The following is a 17,230-nucleotide window of genomic DNA, read 5'->3' on the forward strand; positions in this document are numbered from 1 at the left end:
AAACGCGATCAACTCGCGTTCGTCAAGGCCCACCGCTCGTGATCCCGCCACGCTCCGTCGATCTTGATGTACGCGGGCGAGTACCCCTCCCGGCGGAACCCGAGCCGCTCCACGAGCCGTACGGACGCCGCGTTCCCCGGCTGGATGTCGGCCTCCACCCGGTGCAACCCCAACCGGTCGAACGCGTACCGGACGGCCAGCGCGACCCCTTCGGTCATGAAGCCCCGTCCCGCATGCGGCAGAAAGGCCGCATACCCGAGAACACCGCGCTGATAAGACCCGCGGACGATCTCGTTGATGTTGACCATCCCCGCCAGGTCCCCGCCCTCGCGCAGGCAGACCACCATCCCCACCGCCGACACCTGGTCGAACCGCGCGAGGTACGCCGCGAACTCCTCCGCCGACCGCGGCAGCGCCACCCACGGCCGATGCAGCCCCGAACTCGCCTCCGCCAGCTCGAGGAACCGCCCCTCGTCCTCGGCCCGCACCCGCCGCAACAGGACCCGCGTCCCCACCGTCAGCTCCACGCTCACCCGCGAAATCTACGCCAGCCCACCCACCCCCGCCCGCAACGCCCCCGAACGAACACAAAGCAGCGAGGCCCCGGCAGACATGACAAAGGAGTGGCGGCCCGCACCCTGCGCGGACACACCACTCCCGTTAACGCCTCCCGACCGGGAGGGGGGGTGGGGGCGGAGCCCCCACACCGGGGGCCCGGGGGTCGCCCCCCGGATAGACAAACCGGAACGACGTGGCGAAGCCGCGCGGAGCGCGGCGAGCACACGTCGTCCAGAGTGGAGGTGGCGGGAATCGAACCCGCGTCCTTCGGTGAAGAGTCAGGGCTTCTCCGGGTGCAGCCTGCTTAACGCTTTCTCAGCCCCGGCGCTCACGCAGGCGTGTCGCCGACGGGCTCAGTCGCTGTTTGTTTTCCCTACCAGCCCCGCGACCGGGTCGGTAGGTGGAGTCTCCTTACGATGCCAGACCCCGGTTCGGAGACGCTACCGGGCTGACAGAGTTCGCTCCTCGCTCAGGCGGCGAGGGCGAACTCGGACTGCTTCTTGTTGGCAGTTATTGGTTTGCTGTCACAGGATTTACGAGGTCACGACAGCAACCCTCGACCCGCTTCCCCTGGCTCGGACGACCGAAGTCGAAGCCGGTCACCCCCATGTTGAGTTGTCAAAGCGGCTGTCCGGGGACGTCCGCACCATGACGTTACAAGGATAACGCCCGGCGGGGCAACGTCATTCCCGGCCGGGCCCGGGCACGCAGGAACCCCGGTGGCGCGACCGTGTCGCGCCACCGGGGTCGACCGGCAGGGTCAGGCCGGTCCGGACGGCAGAGCCTCCCCCGAGACGAGGCTCTGGTCTCATCACTGCGACCGAGTCCGCAACCCCCAAGCGGAGTCTCGGTCACCTGGGAAGACGCAGTCCGGTGCCGGGTTGGTTGCGTCCGCCGGGTAAAGGCCTCCCAAAGTCCCGGCGCGGGCCGGTCAGCCTGCGGTAGGGGTGCCCGTCCTGGCGGCGGTGGGCGCGCTCCTCAGGAACTTGGCGGCCACCTTGGACGCGGAGACGGGCCCCTCGATCGCGACGGCGAACGCGAGGTCGCCGTGGGAGCCGACGAACCAGGAGACCGTCTTGTCGCGGCCGCCCTCGGCGTACTGGGCGTAGGCGGCCGTGCCGGCGACCTCGCTGGTGACGTGGGCGGCCTGCGCGACGCCCCGGGAGACCGTGCGGGTCATCACGCTCTTCAGGTCGGCGATGGCCTGCGACTGCAGGTTCTGCGGCGGGACGTCGGCGGGCTTGCTCGGGTCCTTGAGCACGTACGGGGACCGCCAGGTGCCGTTCTCGGCGGCGCCCGCCACGAGCGCCATCGCCAGGGGGCTCACCTGGACGCCGTCCCCGACCATCGCGGCGGCCTTGGCGCCCTCGCTGTTCAGCGGCGGCAGGGAGCCGGTGAACGCCGGGACGGAAGCGCCCCAGCCGCGGCCGATCCCGAGCTGCGCCGCCTCGGCCTGCAGGGCCCGCGCGTCGAGCTTGCCGCTCAGCTGGGCGAGGGTGGTCTTGCAGCCGAGGGCGAAGTGGCTGGCGAAGCTCGCGCCCGCGTGCGCCTTGTTGGTGAAGGTCTTCCCGCCGACGGTCACGCTTGCGGGGCACTCGGTCTTGGTGCCGCTGTTCATCCCCGCGCGGGCGAACAGCGCCTCGGCGGTGACGATCCCGAACGTCATGCCGGCCGGGTAGTGGGCCTCGAAGGCGCGGTTCTCGCCGCCGGTGCCGTGGTTGGAGACGGCGACGACCTGGCCGGTTGCCGGGCGCAGCGCCACCATCGATGCCGGGTAGGGCAGCCCCTTGAGCGCGTTGTCGGCCTTGCGCTGGACGCTCGGGTCCAGCGTGGTGGAGACCTCCTGCGGGGGCAGCCCGTCCCACGTCTTCAGCACCTGCGTGGCCTTGCCGGAGGAGTCCTGGGCGACCACCTTGACGGTCGGCGTCCCGGCGAGCCGGCGCTGCTGCAGCAGCTGGATGCCGCTGACGCCGATGGTGTCGCCCGGCTGGTAGGGGGCGCCGACCTGCTGGAGCAGGTCGGCGGTGGCCGGGCCGAGGCCGCCGACCAGTTCCGGCGCGTAGTTCGGCGCGCTCGGGGTCTCGATCGGGTGGTTCTGGACGCCCGGGATCTGGAGGAGCCGGTTGGCCAGCGGCCGCTGCTGCGGGTACCGCAGCGTCAGCAGCGGCAGGAACTTCTGCGGCGGGGCCGAGCGCACCCGGCCGAGCAGCCGCTCGGAGTCCAGCCGGCGGCCGCCGTCGAACTTGGCGACCTTGGTGAGCTGGTCGATGGTGCGCTGCGGGTCGGCGAGGTGCCCGGGGACGACCCCGAAGTTGTAGGTCAGCACCTCGTGCAGCATGCTGCGGCCCGTGCCGTCCTTGATCGTGGCGCGGGCCGGGACCTCGGACACGACCGCGAGGCGCTGGCCGGGGCCGAGCTCGGGGTTGATGATCGAGGGGTTCCAGACGACCTTCCACTGGCCGCCGACCCGGCGCAGGTGCATGTGGCCGAGGTACTCCCAGGGCTGGCCGTTCTCGCCAAGGTCGACCTTCACCGAGAAGCGCGCGTCGGCGTCGTCGCCCTTCTTGGCGATCGACTTGACCTTGGCGTCGTCCACCCGGCCCTGCCCGCCGGAGACGCCGAGCGACAGCCGCAGCGACGCCGCGTCCAGCTGGGCCCGGACGGCGCCGAGCGCGGAGGCGACCGCCTTCTGGTCGGCGCCGGTGGTCTTCTTCGCGGCGGCCGGGTAGTTGCCGACCTGCCAGGCGATCAGGAAGTCGCGGACGGCGGGCATCGCGGACGGCTCCGCCCAGCAGCCCGTCGTCATCGTCGCGACGAGGGCCCCGCAGGCCGCCAGCGAGACGGCGCGGCGCCGGACGGTGCGGCTCCCGCGCGGGAGCCGCCGCGGCGTGCGGGCGGGTCGGCCTCGGTTGCTCTTCGACACCCTCACCGTCTCCTGAACCGGGCGGCCGCCGCCTTCTGCATCTCCCGGTCGGCTTCCCGCTTGGCGATGGCCTGGCGCTTGTCGTAGGCCTTCTTACCACGGGCCAGGCCGATCTCGACCTTGGCCCTGCCGTCCTTGAAGTACAGCGACAGGGGGATCAGCGTCCAGCCGGGCTCGGACGACTTGGCGATGATCTTCTGGATCTCGCGCCGGTTCAGCAGCAGCTTGCGGCGGCGCCGCGGCGCGTGGTTGGTCCAGGTGCCCTGCGTGTACTCGGGGATGTGCACGTTCTCCAGCCACACCTCGCCGTCCATCACGTGGGCGTAGCCGTCGGCGAGGGAGGCGCGGCCGGCGCGCAGCGCCTTGACCTCGGTGCCCATCAGCACCATGCCCGCCTCCCACGTGTCGTCGATGTGGTAGTCGTAGCGGGCACGCTTGTTCTGGGCGATGAGCTTGCGCCCTGTGTCGCGTGGCACGTGATCAGTCCTTGTCCGGCGTCGTCGCGAGCAGGCCGCGCAGCACCGTCCGGCCGCGCTGCTCGGCCTCTGAGGGAGGGCGGTCGGCGGAGACCGCCACGTCGGGCTCGATCCCTACCCCGTCGAGGTTACGGCCGCCCGGGGTGCGGTAGCGACCCACGGTCAGCTCGATCGCCGACCCGTCGGACAGCCGGACGGACTGCTGCACCGAGCCCTTCCCGTACGTACGCGATCCTATGATCACCGCGCGGTCCCGGTCGCGCAGGGACCCGGCGACCACCTCGGCGGCGCTGGCGGTCCCGGCGTCGACCAGCACGACGAGCGGGGTCCGCGCGTCGCCCGGCGCGGTGACCATGCGCTTCTGGACGGGCTCGCCGCGCGGCTCGTAGGTGACCACGAGGCCGCCGGGCAGGAACGCCGACGCGGTCCGGACCGCCTCGTCGAGCAGCCCGCCGGGGTCGCCGCGCAGGTCGAGCATGACGCCGCCGGACGGGGCCCCGGACGGCGACCGTCCGGTCACCGCGTCGCGGACCTGCCGGCCGGTGCCGCGGGTGAACGCGCCGACCCGGATCAGCCGGACGTGCCCTGGCAGGTCGGTCACGGTGACGTCGCCTCCGGTGACGGGGGTGCGGACGAGATGGAACTCCTCTGTCCGACGCCCGCGCAGCACGGTGAGTTCGACCGCCGCGCCGGGACGGCCGCGCAGCGCCCGGCCGACCCGCGTCACGTCCCAGCCGTCCACCGGGCTCCCGCCGACCCGGGCGACCACGTCCCCGGCCAGGACCCCGGCGCGGGCGGCGGGGGTGCCCGGCTGGACGCTCGCGACCCGCACCCGGGGGTCGCCGTCAGCGCTGCCGAGCCACAGCCCGACGCCGCTGTAGCGGCCGTTCAGCCGGCCCTCCATGTCGTCGTACCGGGCGGCCGGGTAGTAGCGGGCCCACCGGTCGCCGAGGCCGCGGAGCATGCCCTCGATGGCGGCGCGGTCGAGCTCGCCGCGGCCGACGGGGCGCGCGGCCCGGCCGCCGATCTTCGCGGCGGCCTCGTCCAGCACCGACCCGCCCGCGGCGGCCCGGCGGTCCGGACGGCCCTCGCCGCTCAGCACCCCGAGCCCGTAGGCGCACAGGATCGCGGTGGCGACGGCGGCGCCGCGCAGCAGGCGGCCTGGGACGGACATGACGGCCAGTGTAAAACCGCGGCCGCCCGCCCCCGCCGGACTTGCGGCGGACCGCTAGATCTTCAGGTATCTGCGCAGCGTGAGGAACGAGGACGCGGCGCAGAGCAGCACGCCGAAGCAGATCGACACGATGATGACCATGATCACCTGGAACCAGCCGAGCTGGCTGACCAGCTGCACCGTCCCGGCCAGCCGGTCGATCAGCAGTTTCTTGCTGATCACCAGCAGCACCGAGGCGAACAGCCCGCCGATCAGTCCCGCGATCGCGCCCTCCAGGATGAAGGGCAGCTGGATATAGGTGTTGGACGCGCCGACCAGCCGCATGATGCCGGTCTCCCGCCGCCGGTTGAACGCCGACAGCCGGACCGTGTTCCCGACCAGCAGGACCGACGCGATCACCTGGATCAGCGCGATGCCCAGCGCGGCCGCCTGCAGCCCGTTCAGGATCTTGAAGAACTTCTTCAGGATCTGCTGCTCGTTGATCACCGTGTCGACGCCGGGACGCCCCAGCATCGCCTGCGCGACCGGTTTGTACTCCTCGGGGTTCTTCAGCTTCACCCGGAACGAGTCGGGGATGTCGCCCTCACGGGTGCTCTGCACGAAGCCGGGCGAGCCGGAGAAGCGGTCCTTGAACCGCGAGTACGCCTGCTGCTTGGTCTCGTACTGCACGTCGGAGACGTTCGGCATCTTCTGCAGCTGCTGCTTGATCGACGCGCGCTGCTCGTCGGTGACGTCCTGCTTCTGGCAGTTGGCGTTGGAACTGGTCTTGGCGCACAGGAAGATCGAGACCTCGATCTTGTCGTACCAGTAGTCCTTGGACGCGGCCACCTGCTGGCGCAGCAGCAGTCCGGTGCCGAAGAGCGCCATGGCGATGGCGACGGTGATGACCAGGGAGATCGTCATCGTCAGGTTCCGGCGGAGACCGATCCAGATCTCCTGCATAACGAACTGTACGCGCATGCCTCGCTGTCCTTGATCGCCTGTGTCCCGCCGCCGGCACGGGCGCCGCGGTGCGGGCCCGGACGGGCGTCTGCCTGCCTCTGTCCGAGTCGTACGCCCGGTGGGGTTCGTCGGTTCAGATGGTGCCGCCGCTGGAGGGGTCCGCGGCGGTGGCCCTTCGGGCCGTGGTCGGTGGGGGCTGGTACCGGCCCGGTCGGGTCAATACGCCTGGCCGTACACGCCGCGGGACTGGTCGCGCACGACCCGCCCGTCCTCGAGTTCGACGACGCGCTTGCGGAACGCGTCGACGATGGCGGCGTCGTGGGTGGCCATGACGACGGTCGTGCCGGTCCGGTTGATGCGGTCCAGCACCTTCATGATGCCGATCGAGGTCGCGGGGTCGATGTTCCCCGTCGGCTCGTCCGCCAGCAGGATCATCGGCCGGTTGACGAACGCCCGCGCGATCGCGACGCGCTGCTGCTCGCCGCCGGACAGCTCGTCCGGCATCCGGTGGGCCTTGCCCTCCAGGCCGACCAGGTCGATGACCTCGGGGACGACCTTGCCGATGAACCGCCGCGGCTTGCCGATCACCTCGAGGGCGAACGCGACGTTCTCGAAGACGTTCTTGTTGGGGAGCAGCCGGAAGTCCTGGAAGACGCAGCCGATCCTGCGGCGCAGGTGCGGCACCTTCCAGTTGCTCAGGCGGCTCAGGTCCTTGCCCGCCACGTGCACGTGACCCTGGGACGGGCGCTCCTCCTTGAGGACGAGGCGCAGGAAGGTCGACTTCCCGGACCCGGACGGGCCCACCAGGAACAGGAACTCGCCCTTCTCGATGCCGACGTTGACATGCTGGAGAGCGGGGCGGTTCTGGCTCGGGTAGACCTTGGTGACGTTGTCGAAATTGATCACGGCTGCATCACGGCGGTTCAGTCTAGGGGTTGGGGAGCGGCCCGGCCGGTGACCGCGGACCGGCCGTCCGCGCTCGGTGACTCGTGCCGCCCGGCTCCGCGACCAGGGGGGCCGTGGAGCCTTCGAGCAGTGTAGAGGGGACAGTCAACTACCTCGTCCCGCTCCGTGGGGTGGGAACGCCCGGGGCCCGCCGCGTTCAACGGCGTGTCGCGCGCGGACGGGACGACGGCGCGGACGGCGCCGCGCGGGGCCCCGACCTGTCCGTGCTGTGTCATGTACCGTCTCCCGACGTCCGGCCGTTTCATGCCGTCAAGCTCCCGGACTTGCCGGAACGACCATACAGTCCGGCTACGCTGGATGATGGCGAAAGATACCTAATCGGTCGACGATCGACGTCATCCCCGCACGGAGCCACGTACCGTTCACGGAGATTGGGGCCCACGACATGAGCTGCGAACACCTCATCTGCGCTCGGTGCTCGAATCCGGTGGTCGAGGGACGCTGCGCCACCTGCCGCGCCGCGCGCGCCGAACTGCACCACCACGGGCCCTCGGTGCCGCCCGCCGTCGTCCTGGCCGTCCTCGTGGGCCTGCTCTTCGCGGCCCTGGTCCTGCAGCGCGTCTACGGCTGAGCTCAGCGCCCGGTTTCAGGGCTTCTTGATGGGCGGGGTGGCGGCCTTGGAGATCGCGCCGTCGTCGGCCAGCATCTCGGCCTTCTGCTGCGGCTTGCCCTTCTTCGCGCGCGGCGGATCGTAGGCGGCGAACTGGAGCGTCGCCGAAGTGTCGATCTCGTCACCTTCGACGGTGCCGTCCAGCAGGTGCTCGGCCTCCTTGGGGATCTCCGGCTTCACCGAAGGCGCCTGCCCGACGAGCGCCTCGTTGCGGAACAGCGAATACAGGATCAGCCCGCCGCCGCTCTTCGTCCGCAGCCCGAAGTACGGATAAGGCGTGGCGGTATAGACGACGGTGAGGGTGAGGTCCTTGTCCTTGGCCTTCTTCTTGGCCCTCTTGGCCTGCTGGTAATAGCCCGACGTGAGCGGACCGGTCTCCATCACCTTGGCGGCGACGCTGGCGGCGCCCTCGGCGGCCATCGTCGCCTGGATACCGCCGACGTCGCGGGGACGGATCAGCACCTTGGAGTCGTCCGAGCCCAGCGCCGTCGCGTAGCCGTCCGGGTCCACATCGATCTTCGGCAGCTCGGCCTTGGGCGCGAGCACCGTCGCGAGCGTCAGATGCCAGTCGTCGGACGGACCGCGCAGGATGAACCCCATCAGCGCGGTCTCCTTGCTCTTCTTCCTGCCCGGGACGGACCGGTCCACGGACGCGATGAACCACTGCGGGTACGCGTCGTTCTTCAGCTTCGGCACGTACAGCTTCGGCTCGCCATAGGAGAAGCGGCGCACCGGGTCGCCGTCGAAGGCCGCCTTGCGGAACTCGGCGGCGGTGAGCAGGGACTGCCCGTCGGACGTCCAGGTCAACGCCAGCCGCTCGTCGGCGGCGGCGCGCGCCACGTCCTCGTCGGTGATGTAGGTCTGGAACGCCTTGCGCGCGACGTCCGGGGTCAGCGCCACCGGCTGCGGCGGGGCCGTCGTCGGCATGGTGGGGGTGGGGCGAGCCTGCGGCTTGCCGTCGGCGCAGCCCGCGGCCATGAGCGGCGGCACCAGCAACATGGCGGCCGCCACCGCCCGCGCGATCCTACGCAACGACCCGCTCCCCCGGCACCGATGTCCCGCCGGCCTTCCGCGACCGGCCTTCCGGCCCGTGATTCTGCCATCCACAGGGTATCGGCGGGCGTCCGGGCACTGCCCGCACGGCGATAAGCTCGGGAGCGTGGCAGGCATCGAACCGGAAGAGCAGCTCAAGGAGCTCGGCTCGACGCTCGCGGGCGTCGAGCAGGTGCTGGACCTCGACGGCATGCGGCGTGACATCGCCGAGTTGCGCGAGCAGTCGGCCGACCCCGATCTGTGGAACGACCAGGAGCGCGCCCAGTCGGTGACGCGCCGGCTGTCGTACCTGGAGAGCGAGCTCGGCCGGGTCGAGGGGCTGCGGCAGCGGCTGGACGACGCGGCCACCCTGTACGAGATGGCGCAGGAGATGGACGACGCCGACACCCGCGCGGAGGCCGACGAGGAGCTGGCGGCGCTGCACAAGGCCGTCCAGCAGCTCGAGGTCCGCACGCTGATGTCGGGCGAGTACGACGCCCGGGAGGCGCTCGTCACGATCAACGCGCAGGCCGGCGGCGTGGACGCGGCCGACTGGGCGCAGCAGCTGCAGCGGATGTACCTGCGCTGGGCAGAGCGGCACGGCTACCCCACGGAGATCTACGAGACGTCCTTCGCCGAAGAGGCGGGGATCAAGTCGACGACGTTCACCGTGAAGGCTCCCTACGCCTACGGGACGCTGCGCGGCGAGCACGGTACGCACCGGCTGGTGCGCATCTCCCCGTTCGACAACGCGGCCCGGCGGCAGACCTCGTTCGCGGGCCTGGACGTCGTCCCGGTGGTGGAGCAGAGCGACCACGTCGACATCGACGAGAGCGAGCTGCGCGTGGACGTGTACCGGTCGTCCGGGCCGGGCGGCCAGGGCGTCAACACCACCGACTCGGCGGTGCGGATCACCCACATCCCGACCGGCATCGTGGTGTCCTGCCAGAACGAGCGCAGCCAGCTGCAGAACAAGGCCACGGCGATGAACGTGCTGCAGGCCAAGCTGCTGGAGCGCAAGCGGCAGGAGGAGGCGGACAAGATGTCCGCGCTGCGCGGTGAGGGCACCAGCAGCTGGGGCACGCAGATCCGCAACTACGTGCTGCACCCGTACCAGATCGTCAAGGACCTGCGCACCGGCGTCGAGGTCGGCAACCCGACCGCGGTGCTGGACGGCGACATCGACGAGTTCATCGAGGCCGAGATCCGCTGGATGCGCCAGCAGGAGACCTCCGCCTCCTGACCGGCGCCTCCTGACCGGCGCCTCCTGACCGGCGCCTCCTGACCGGCGCCTCCTGACCGGCCGGGACCGCTCCACCTCTCCTGCGGGTGAGGTCGCCGTGCGACTTTCCGGATTCAGCGAGTGACCGTGCAGTCACTCTGCGAGTATCTCCCGTGGACCGGACCACCGACTCCACCACGGGGGGCTGCAGTGCCCGCACGCATCGTCACGTCCACGGCCCTGTCGGCCTGCCTGCTGGCCGGCGCCGCGCTGGCCGCGGCCGGGTGCGACGACAACACCTCGTCGGCCGGCGTGAGCCCGCCGGCGCTGACCAGGCAGCAGGCCGGGCAGGTGCTGGCCGCCTACACCACCGCGGTGAACCGCGCGGGCAGGCGGCTGGACGGCAGGGCGCTGCCCGGCATCGAGGCCGATCCGCAGCTGTCCATGGACGAGGCGGCCCTGAAACTGCGGCACGTGATCGGGCAGCGGCCGCCCGCGATGAGGTTCACCCGCACGGCGTACTACATCCCGCGGCTGCGCGGGTACCCGCACTGGTTCGCCGCCGACTCGGTCACCGGCAAGGGGAAGCAGACGCTGCGGCACGCGCTGCTGTTCACGCAGGCCAAGGCGGGGGCGCCGTGGCTGCTGGCCGCCGACCCCTACCCGACGGACGCGGCGCTGAGCCGGGTCGCGCTCGACCCGGACGGGTACGCGACGCCGGTCGAGGCGGGCGACAAGGGCCTGCCGGTCGCGCCCGGCAAGCTCCCCGCGGCGCACGCCGCGCTGCTGTCCGGCGGCCCGTCCGCGCCGGGGGCGTCCGCGCTGGCGAAGGGGCCGAAGACCACCGAGACCTACGGCGCGCTGAAGCAGGGCGAGCAGGCGCTGGCGAAGCGCGGCGTCACGCTGACCTCGACGTTCTCGGCCGCGCCGTACGCGGTGTACGCGCTGCGCACCAAGGACCGCGGCGCGCTGGTCTGGTACGTCGTGAAGCAGAACGAGGCGTATTCCACCGCGAAACGGGGCACCCTGGCAGTGAGCGGTGATCTCACCGGGCTCGCCCCGGCGGCGTCCGCCAGGACGCGCATGGACACCACCGTCCTGGTGCAGTACCTGGCCACCGTTCCGCCCAAGGGCCGCGCGGCGGTCACCGGCATGTACCGCAAGGCGATCTCCGCCCACGGTTCCTGATCTCCGTCGGGTGCCGGGCCGTCCCGCTCTTCTCGACCGCTGCAGTGGGGCGGACCCGGCATCCGACGGGCTTTTCTCCGGTCCGGCGGACGTCCCCGCCGGGGCACCGCGTTCTTCTACACTGGCGCGACATCAACGACATTCCGTCCGCCGAGGTGGGAAGTGCGCCGAGCGCCCCGCAGGGCCCTGGCCGTGGTCCTGGCCTGCTCCGCCGTCCTCGCCTCGGCCTGCTCCGGCGGCGACGCGTCCGGCGGGACGGGCCCGAGGACGCCCACCGGGTCACCGGCGGTCGGCGCCGACGAGTCGCTGAAGGTGCTGCGCGAGTGGACGGACCGGCACAACAAGGCCATCACGTCCGGTGACGAGAAGCTCTGGCGCGACACCGTGACGGGCGCCCTCGCCGCGCCGGTGACCGCCCGCGTCCACACCTACGGCCGGCTGCCGGAGTCCGCGACGATCTCCCTGGCGAACCCGGCGCTGTACGTGCCGCGCCGGCCGGACTACCCGAAGTGGTTCGGGATGGCCGCGCTGGAGCGCTCGGACGGCAAGGACCAGCAGGTCCTCGGCGTGTTCGTGAAGACGGGCGCGAAGGACGGCTGGCGCGCCGCGCACTGGCTCACCTTCCAGGGCGGCGCCCCCGACCTCGCCTACGACGCCGAGGGCTACGCGATCCCCGCCCCCGACCGGGGCCTGCCCGCCGCGCACGCCGCCTACCTGGCCAGGGGCGACACCGGCGGCCTGATCCCCGATGCCTTCTCGGCGAACGCCCGCACGGGCGAGCAGGGCGACTGGAAGGTCGAGCCGGGCCGGTTCAAGCCCGGCCCCGGCCCGTCCTACGCGCTGCGCACCAGCGACGGCGGCTCCCTGGTGTGGTACGGGCTGACGCAGGACGCCGCGCTCACCGGCGGCACCGCACGGAGGCTGCCCGCCGAGATCCGCGACTTCCTCGCCAAGGACGACCGCAAGCCGGGCGGCACCGTCCACGTGTCGTGGCAGTGGCTCGCCATCGGCTACGCCCCGCCGTCCGGCAAGGGGCGCGTCCTCGGCGAGTCCGTCTCCCTCACCGGCGCCCGCTGAACCTTCCGATCAGGCCTCGGTGGACGGCAGCGAACTGGCGGTGACCAGGGTGCGGATCGAGCCGAGCGCCACCGACAGCGTCGCGAGGTCGAAGCTGTCGCTCTCCCAGATCTCGCTGAGCGTCTGCTGGGCGCGCTGCACCGCGGTCTTGTTCTTCTCCGCCCAGTGCGCCAGCCGGTCCTCCGGCCGCCCGCCGGGCTCGCTGGTGACCAGCACGTCGCGGGTGAGGGCGGCGTGCGCGGCGTACAGGTCGTCGCGCAGCGCGGAGCGGGCCATGGACCGCCACCGGTCGTCGCGCGGCAGCGCCACGACCCGGTCGCGCAGCCGGGCCAGCTGCAGCCGGTCGGCGAGGTCGAAGTAGACCTCGGCGACCTCCTCCACCGGACGCCCCGACTCGTGCGCGATGCCGACCAGGTCGAACGTCGAGTACGCGGTGACCAGCATCGCGCACTGCTCGGCCAGCTCGTCCGGCACGCCGCGCTCGGCGAAGCCGTCCCGGCGCTGCTCGAACGCCTGCAGGTCCAGGCCGACCAGCAGCTTCGGCAGCTGCGAGGTGAGCGTGGCGGCGCCGGCGGCGAAGAAGTCGATCGTCTCGCGGATGTCGAACGGGGGCCGCCGGTTGTGCAGCAGCCAGCGGGCGCCGCGCTCGGTCAGCTTGCGCGCCTCCAGCAGCATCGCGATCTGCGTCGACTCCGCGACCTGGTGCGACAGCCGCTCCACCGACCGCCAGAACCGCGGCATCGCGAACACCTCGCGGGCCACCAGGTAGGCGCGGGCGATGTCCGACGACGACGCCCCGGTCTCCTCGTTCATCCGGAACACGAACGTGGTGCCGCTGTTGTTGACCAGGTCGTTCACCACCGCGGTGGTGATGATCTCGCGGCGCAGCGGGTGCCGGTCCATGTACGTGCGGAACCGCTCGCGCAGCGGCGTCGGGAAGTACTCGACCAGCCAGGACGCCAGGTAGGGGTCGTCCGGCAGGTCGGAGGCGACGATCTCGTGGTCCAGGGTCAGCTTGGAGTAGGCGAGCAGCACCGAGAACTCCGGGCTGGTCAGCCCGAGCCCGGACTGCCGCCGCTCGGCGATGGCCTTGTCGTCCGGCAGGAACTCCAGGCGCCGCTTCAGCCGCCCGTCCCGCTCCAGCTTGCGCATGTACCGGGCGTGGACGTGCAGCATCGCGGGCGCCTGCGCGCGGGACGCGGCGAGCACCACGTTCTGCGCGTAGTTGTCGGGCAGCACGAGCCGCGCGACCTCGTCGGTCATCTCGTAGAGCAGGGTGTCGCGCTGCTTGCGGGTCAGCTCGCCGTCCCGCACGACCTGGTCGAGCAGGATCTTGATGTTGACCTCGTGGTCGGAGGTGTCGACGCCGGCGGAGTTGTCGATGAAGTCGGTGTTCACCAGCCCGCCGGTGCGCGCGTACTCGATCCGGCCGAGCTGGGTCATGCCGAGGTTGCCGCCCTCGCCGATGACCTTGCAGCGCAGCTCGTCGCCGTTCACCCGCAGCAGGTCGTTGGCCTTGTCGCCGACGTCGGCGTTGTTCTCCACCGAGGCCTTGACGTAGGTGCCGATGCCGCCGTTCCACAGCAGGTCGACCGGCGCCTTCAGCGCGGCGCTGATCAGCTCGTACGGCGCCATCGCCTTCACCGAGGCGTCGATGCCGAGCGCCGCCCGCACCTGCGGGGTGATCCTGATCGACTTGGCGGTGCGGGGGTGGACGCCGCCGCCCTTGGAGATCAGCGAGGTGTCGTAGTCGGCCCAGGTGCTGCGCGGCAGCTCGAACATCCGGCGCCGCTCGGCGAACGAGGCCGCCGGGTCGGGGTCGGGGTCGAGGAAGATGTGCCGGTGGTCGAACGCGCAGACCAGCTTGATGTGCTCCGACAGCAGCATCCCGTTGCCGAACACGTCGCCGGACATGTCGCCGATGCCGACGACGGTGAAGTCCTCCCGCTGGACGTCCTTGCCGAGCGACCGGAAGTGGTACTTCACCGACTCCCACGCGCCGCGCGCGGTGATGCCCATCGCCTTGTGGTCGTAGCCGACGGACCCGCCGGACGCGAACGCGTCGCCGAGCCAGAACCCGTACTCGGCGGCGACGCCGTTGGCGATGTCGGAGAACGTCGCGGTGCCCTTGTCGGCGGCGACCACCAGGTAGGTGTCGTCGCCGTCGTGGCGGACCACGTTCGGCGGCGGGACGACCTTGCCGTCGACCAGGTTGTCGGTGACGTCGAGGAGCCCGGAGATGAAGTCCTTGTAGCAGGCGATGCCGGCCTGCTGCCACGCCTCGCGGTCGACGGCCGGGTCGGGCAGCTGCTTGCCGACGAACCCGCCCTTCGCGCCCGCCGGGACGATGACGGTGTTCTTCACCGCCTGCGCCTTGACCAGGCCGAGGATCTCGGTGCGGAAGTCCTCGCGGCGGTCGGACCAGCGCAGCCCGCCGCGCGCGACGGACCCGAACCGCAGGTGCACGCCCTCCACCTTCGGCGAGTACACGAAGATCTCGTAGGTGGGGCGCGGCTGCGGCAGGTCCGGGATGCCCTCCGGGTCGAACTTCATCGACAGGTACGGCTTGTCCTGGTAGTGGTTCGTCCGCAGGGTCGCCAGGATCAGCGCGAGGTAGGCGCGCAGGATGCGGTCCTCGTCGAGGCTCGCGACCTCGTCGAGCATCCCGTGCAGCTCCTCGATGATGGCGAGGCTGCGCTCCTCCTCGCCGCCCGCGAGGGCCGGGTCGAGGCGGCTCTCCCACAGCCGCATCAGCAGCCGGGTGATGGCGGCGTTGCGCAGCAGCACCTGCTCGATGTACCGCTTGGAGAACGTCGTCCCGGTCTGCCGCAGGTACAGGGCGTAGGCGCGCAGGATCATCGCCTGCCACCAGTTCAGCCCGACGTGCAGGACCAGCGCGTTGAACCCGTCGTTCTCGATCCGGCCCTGCCACAGCGCGGTGAACGCCTCCTGGAACAGGCCCTTGATGGCCTCCTCGGCGACGTCGCCCGGCGGCGCGTACCGCAGGCCCAGGTCGTAGATCCAGTAGCGCTGCGCGTCGGAGGTGTTCACCTCGTACGGGCGCTCGTCGACGACCTCGACGCCCATGTTCTGCAGCAGCGGCAGCACCCGCGACAGCGAGATCGGCTCGCCCAGCCGGTAGATCTTCAGCCGGCGCTCGCCGGGCTCGGCGCTGAACGGCTCGTACAGGTTGATGGAGGTGTCGCGCTCGTCGGTGAGGTCGTCGAGGAAGCGCAGGTCGGCGACCGCGGTGCGGGCGGGGAAGTCGGCCTTGTAGCCGTCGGGGAAGGCGTCGCCGTAGCGGCGGGCGAGCGTCCCGGACCGCTCCTCGCCGCACTGCTCCACGATCGCGTCGGCCAGGTCGTCCTCCCAGGAGCGGGTCGCCGCGGCGAGCCGTCCCTCCAGGCCGTCCACGTCCACGTCGGGCAGCGGGCGGCCGCGCTCGCCGCGCACCACCACGTGCAGCCGGGCCAGCAGCGACTCGGTCACGTTCGCGCTGTAGTCGACGCTGACGCCGTCGAACGCCTTGCGCAGGATCTCCTGGATGCGCAGCCGGATCTTGGTGGTGTAGCGGTCCCGCGGCAGGTACACCATGCACGACATGAACCGGCCGTACAGGTCCTTGCGCAGGAACAGCTTCAGCTGGCGGCGCTCGCGCAGCCGCAGCACGCCGAGCGAGATCCTCAGCAGGTCGTCGACGGAGATCTGGAACAGCTCGTCGCGCGGGTAGCTCTCCAGGATCTCGATGAGGTCCTGGCCGTCGTAGCTGTCGGGGGTGAACCCGGCGCGCTCCAGCACCTCGTCGAGCTTGCGCTTCAGCACGGGCACGTGCGCGATCGACTCGCTGTAGGCGACGTGCGTGAACAGGCCGAGGAAGCGGCGCTCGCCGACGACCTCGCCGCTCTCGTCGAACTTCTTGACGCCGATGTAGTCGAGGTACAGGCCGCGGTGGACGGTGGACCGCGAGTTCGCCTTCGTCAGGATCAGCAGCCGCTTCTCGGTGGCCTTCTCGCGGACCTCCGGCGGCAGCGCCGCGAAGCTGTCGGACTCGCGCTTGTCGTTGCGCAGGATGCCGAGGCCGGTGCCGGGCTCGGGGCGCAGGCCGAGCCTGCCGTGGTCCTCCACCGCGGCGGCGGTCGTCCGCCCGTCGTCCACCAGCGTGTAGTCGCGGTAGCCGAGGAAGGTGAAGTGCCCGTCGGCCAGCCATTCCAGCAGCTCGACGCCCTCGGCGAGTTCCTTGTCGGGCAGCGGCGGCGCCGCGTCCCGGATCGCCGTGGCGATCTCCACCGCCCGCGCCCGCATCTTCGGCTCGTCCTCGACCGCGACCCGCACGTCGTGCAGCACGCGGACCAGGTCCTTCTCCAGCCGCTCCAGCATCGCCCGGTCGCTGGTACGGTCCACCTCGATGTGGATCCAGGACTCGTCGATGTCGGACGGGCTGTCGTGCTTGCCGCGGAACGCCCGCAGATGTCCCGCGACGTCGCGGTCGACCCCGAGCAGCGGGTGCACGATCAGGTGGGTGGCGAGCTGGTGCCGGGTCAGCTCCATCGTGACCGAGTCGACCAGGAACGGCATGTCGTCGGTGACGACCTGCACGACCGTGTGGCCGGGGTCCCAGCCGTACTCCTCGAGCGTCGGGGTGAACACCCGCACCTTGGCGCGGCCCTGCGGCCGCTCCTCGCCGAGCGCCCGGTGCGCCATCGCGGGGCCGCAGATGTCGGCGGGGTCGCGGGCGAGCAGGTCCTCCGGGGCCACGTGGCGGTAGTAGAGGCGCAGGTAGGCGGCGGACTCCTCGACGTCCCCCACCGAACGCGCCCCCGGCCGCTGGGCGCACGTCTCCGCGGCCCTCCGGAGCAGTTCGTCCTTCGCCTGATCGAGCTTGCCGCCCATCACCAACAACACTCCCCTAGAGAAACTTCGCCACCTCGTTGTGGCGCCGCTCACCTGCGCCAGCGTAGACCAGGAAATCCCCCAAAGCCGACCTGCCAGTCCGCGAGGTCAGCATGGCTTTGCCCACCCTGCCAGGCGGTGCGGCGGCTCCGCCCGGTGATCGCCGAACTCC

12 protein-coding genes and 1 other RNA gene are annotated in these 17,230 nt (G+C 71.4%); 4 read left to right on the top strand and 9 right to left on the bottom strand.

Annotated elements, in window-relative coordinates:
- Positions 1 to 8: 8 nt before the first annotated feature.
- The 7 genes from QP089_RS09975 to ftsE all read right to left on the bottom strand — a co-directional run bounded on the left by QP089_RS09975 (position 9) and on the right by ftsE (position 6,979).
- The gene (locus QP089_RS09975; RefSeq protein ID WP_285911140.1) at positions 9 to 533 is read right to left on the bottom strand and encodes a GNAT family N-acetyltransferase; all 525 of its coding nucleotides are present in this window, start codon (positions 531 to 533) and stop codon (positions 9 to 11) included.
- Positions 534 to 792: 259 nt separating this feature from the next.
- Positions 793 to 1,165: a transfer-messenger RNA gene (gene ssrA / locus QP089_RS09980) on the bottom strand.
- A 324-nt stretch (positions 1,166 to 1,489) separates the two neighbouring features.
- Positions 1,490 to 3,481 (bottom strand): penicillin-binding transpeptidase domain-containing protein, encoded by a 1,992-nt coding sequence (locus QP089_RS09985; protein ID WP_285911141.1) that lies wholly within the window; start codon positions 3,479 to 3,481, stop codon positions 1,490 to 1,492.
- Between the two features lie 2 nt (positions 3,482 to 3,483).
- Positions 3,484 to 3,957: an SsrA-binding protein SmpB gene (gene smpB / locus QP089_RS09990; RefSeq protein ID WP_285911142.1), complete on the bottom strand. Its 474-nt coding sequence runs from the start codon at positions 3,955 to 3,957 to the stop codon at positions 3,484 to 3,486.
- Between the two features lie 4 nt (positions 3,958 to 3,961).
- Positions 3,962 to 5,131, bottom strand: coding sequence for a S41 family peptidase (locus QP089_RS09995; protein ID WP_285911143.1), 1,170 nt, complete (start codon positions 5,129 to 5,131; stop codon positions 3,962 to 3,964).
- 54 nt (positions 5,132 to 5,185) lie between these two features.
- Positions 5,186 to 6,091 (bottom strand): permease-like cell division protein FtsX, encoded by a 906-nt coding sequence (ftsX, locus tag QP089_RS10000; protein ID WP_285911145.1) that lies wholly within the window; start codon positions 6,089 to 6,091, stop codon positions 5,186 to 5,188.
- Positions 6,092 to 6,289: 198 nt separating this feature from the next.
- Positions 6,290 to 6,979 carry a cell division ATP-binding protein FtsE gene (gene ftsE / locus QP089_RS10005; protein WP_285911146.1) on the bottom strand — a complete coding sequence of 230 codons (690 nt, stop codon included), beginning with the start codon at positions 6,977 to 6,979 and terminating at the stop codon, positions 6,290 to 6,292.
- Positions 6,980 to 7,424: 445 nt separating this feature from the next.
- Here ftsE and QP089_RS10010 point away from each other — a divergent pair, with 445 nt between their 5' ends.
- Entirely contained in the window at positions 7,425 to 7,610 is a 186-nt protein-coding gene (locus QP089_RS10010; RefSeq protein ID WP_151590038.1) for a hypothetical protein, read from the top strand.
- A 15-nt stretch (positions 7,611 to 7,625) separates the two neighbouring features.
- On the opposite strand, the gene QP089_RS10015 is transcribed toward QP089_RS10010, so the two are convergent.
- Complete coding sequence (locus QP089_RS10015; RefSeq protein ID WP_285911147.1) at positions 7,626 to 8,681, bottom strand: DUF8094 domain-containing protein; 1,056 nt, start codon at positions 8,679 to 8,681, stop codon at positions 7,626 to 7,628.
- A gap of 127 nt (positions 8,682 to 8,808) precedes the next feature.
- On the opposite strand from QP089_RS10015, the gene prfB reads away from it, so the two are divergent.
- From prfB to QP089_RS10030, 3 genes are all read left to right on the top strand, one after another.
- Complete coding sequence (gene prfB / locus QP089_RS10020; RefSeq protein WP_285911148.1) at positions 8,809 to 9,924, top strand: peptide chain release factor 2; 1,116 nt, start codon at positions 8,809 to 8,811, stop codon at positions 9,922 to 9,924.
- A 189-nt stretch (positions 9,925 to 10,113) separates the two neighbouring features.
- Complete coding sequence (locus tag QP089_RS10025) at positions 10,114 to 11,091, top strand: DUF8094 domain-containing protein (RefSeq protein WP_285911149.1); 978 nt, start codon at positions 10,114 to 10,116, stop codon at positions 11,089 to 11,091.
- 162 nt (positions 11,092 to 11,253) lie between these two features.
- Positions 11,254 to 12,168 (top strand): DUF8094 domain-containing protein, encoded by a 915-nt coding sequence (locus QP089_RS10030; RefSeq protein ID WP_285911150.1) that lies wholly within the window; start codon positions 11,254 to 11,256, stop codon positions 12,166 to 12,168.
- A 9-nt stretch (positions 12,169 to 12,177) separates the two neighbouring features.
- Here the strand turns inward: QP089_RS10030 and QP089_RS10035 are convergent, their stop codons facing one another.
- Positions 12,178 to 17,058, bottom strand: a complete 4,881-nt coding sequence (locus tag QP089_RS10035) for an NAD-glutamate dehydrogenase (protein ID WP_285911151.1) — start codon at positions 17,056 to 17,058, stop codon at positions 12,178 to 12,180.
- Positions 17,059 to 17,230: the final 172 nt, after the last annotated feature.

It is taken from the genome of Actinomadura opuntiae (assembly GCF_030283205.1).
Classification (GTDB): domain Bacteria; phylum Actinomycetota; class Actinomycetes; order Streptosporangiales; family Streptosporangiaceae; genus Spirillospora.

Excerpts from the sequence above, each read along its gene's own strand:
- QP089_RS09995 (WP_285911143.1), bottom strand. The coding sequence starts at position 5,131 with ATGTCCGTCCCAGGCCGCCTGCTGCGCGGCGCCGCCGTCGCCACCGCG.
- ftsX (WP_285911145.1), bottom strand. The coding sequence starts at position 6,091 with ATGCGCGTACAGTTCGTTATGCAGGAGATCTGGATCGGTCTCCGCCGG.
- QP089_RS10010 (WP_151590038.1), top strand. The coding sequence starts at position 7,425 with ATGAGCTGCGAACACCTCATCTGCGCTCGGTGCTCGAATCCGGTGGTC.
- QP089_RS10035 (WP_285911151.1), bottom strand. The coding sequence starts at position 17,058 with ATGGGCGGCAAGCTCGATCAGGCGAAGGACGAACTGCTCCGGAGGGCC.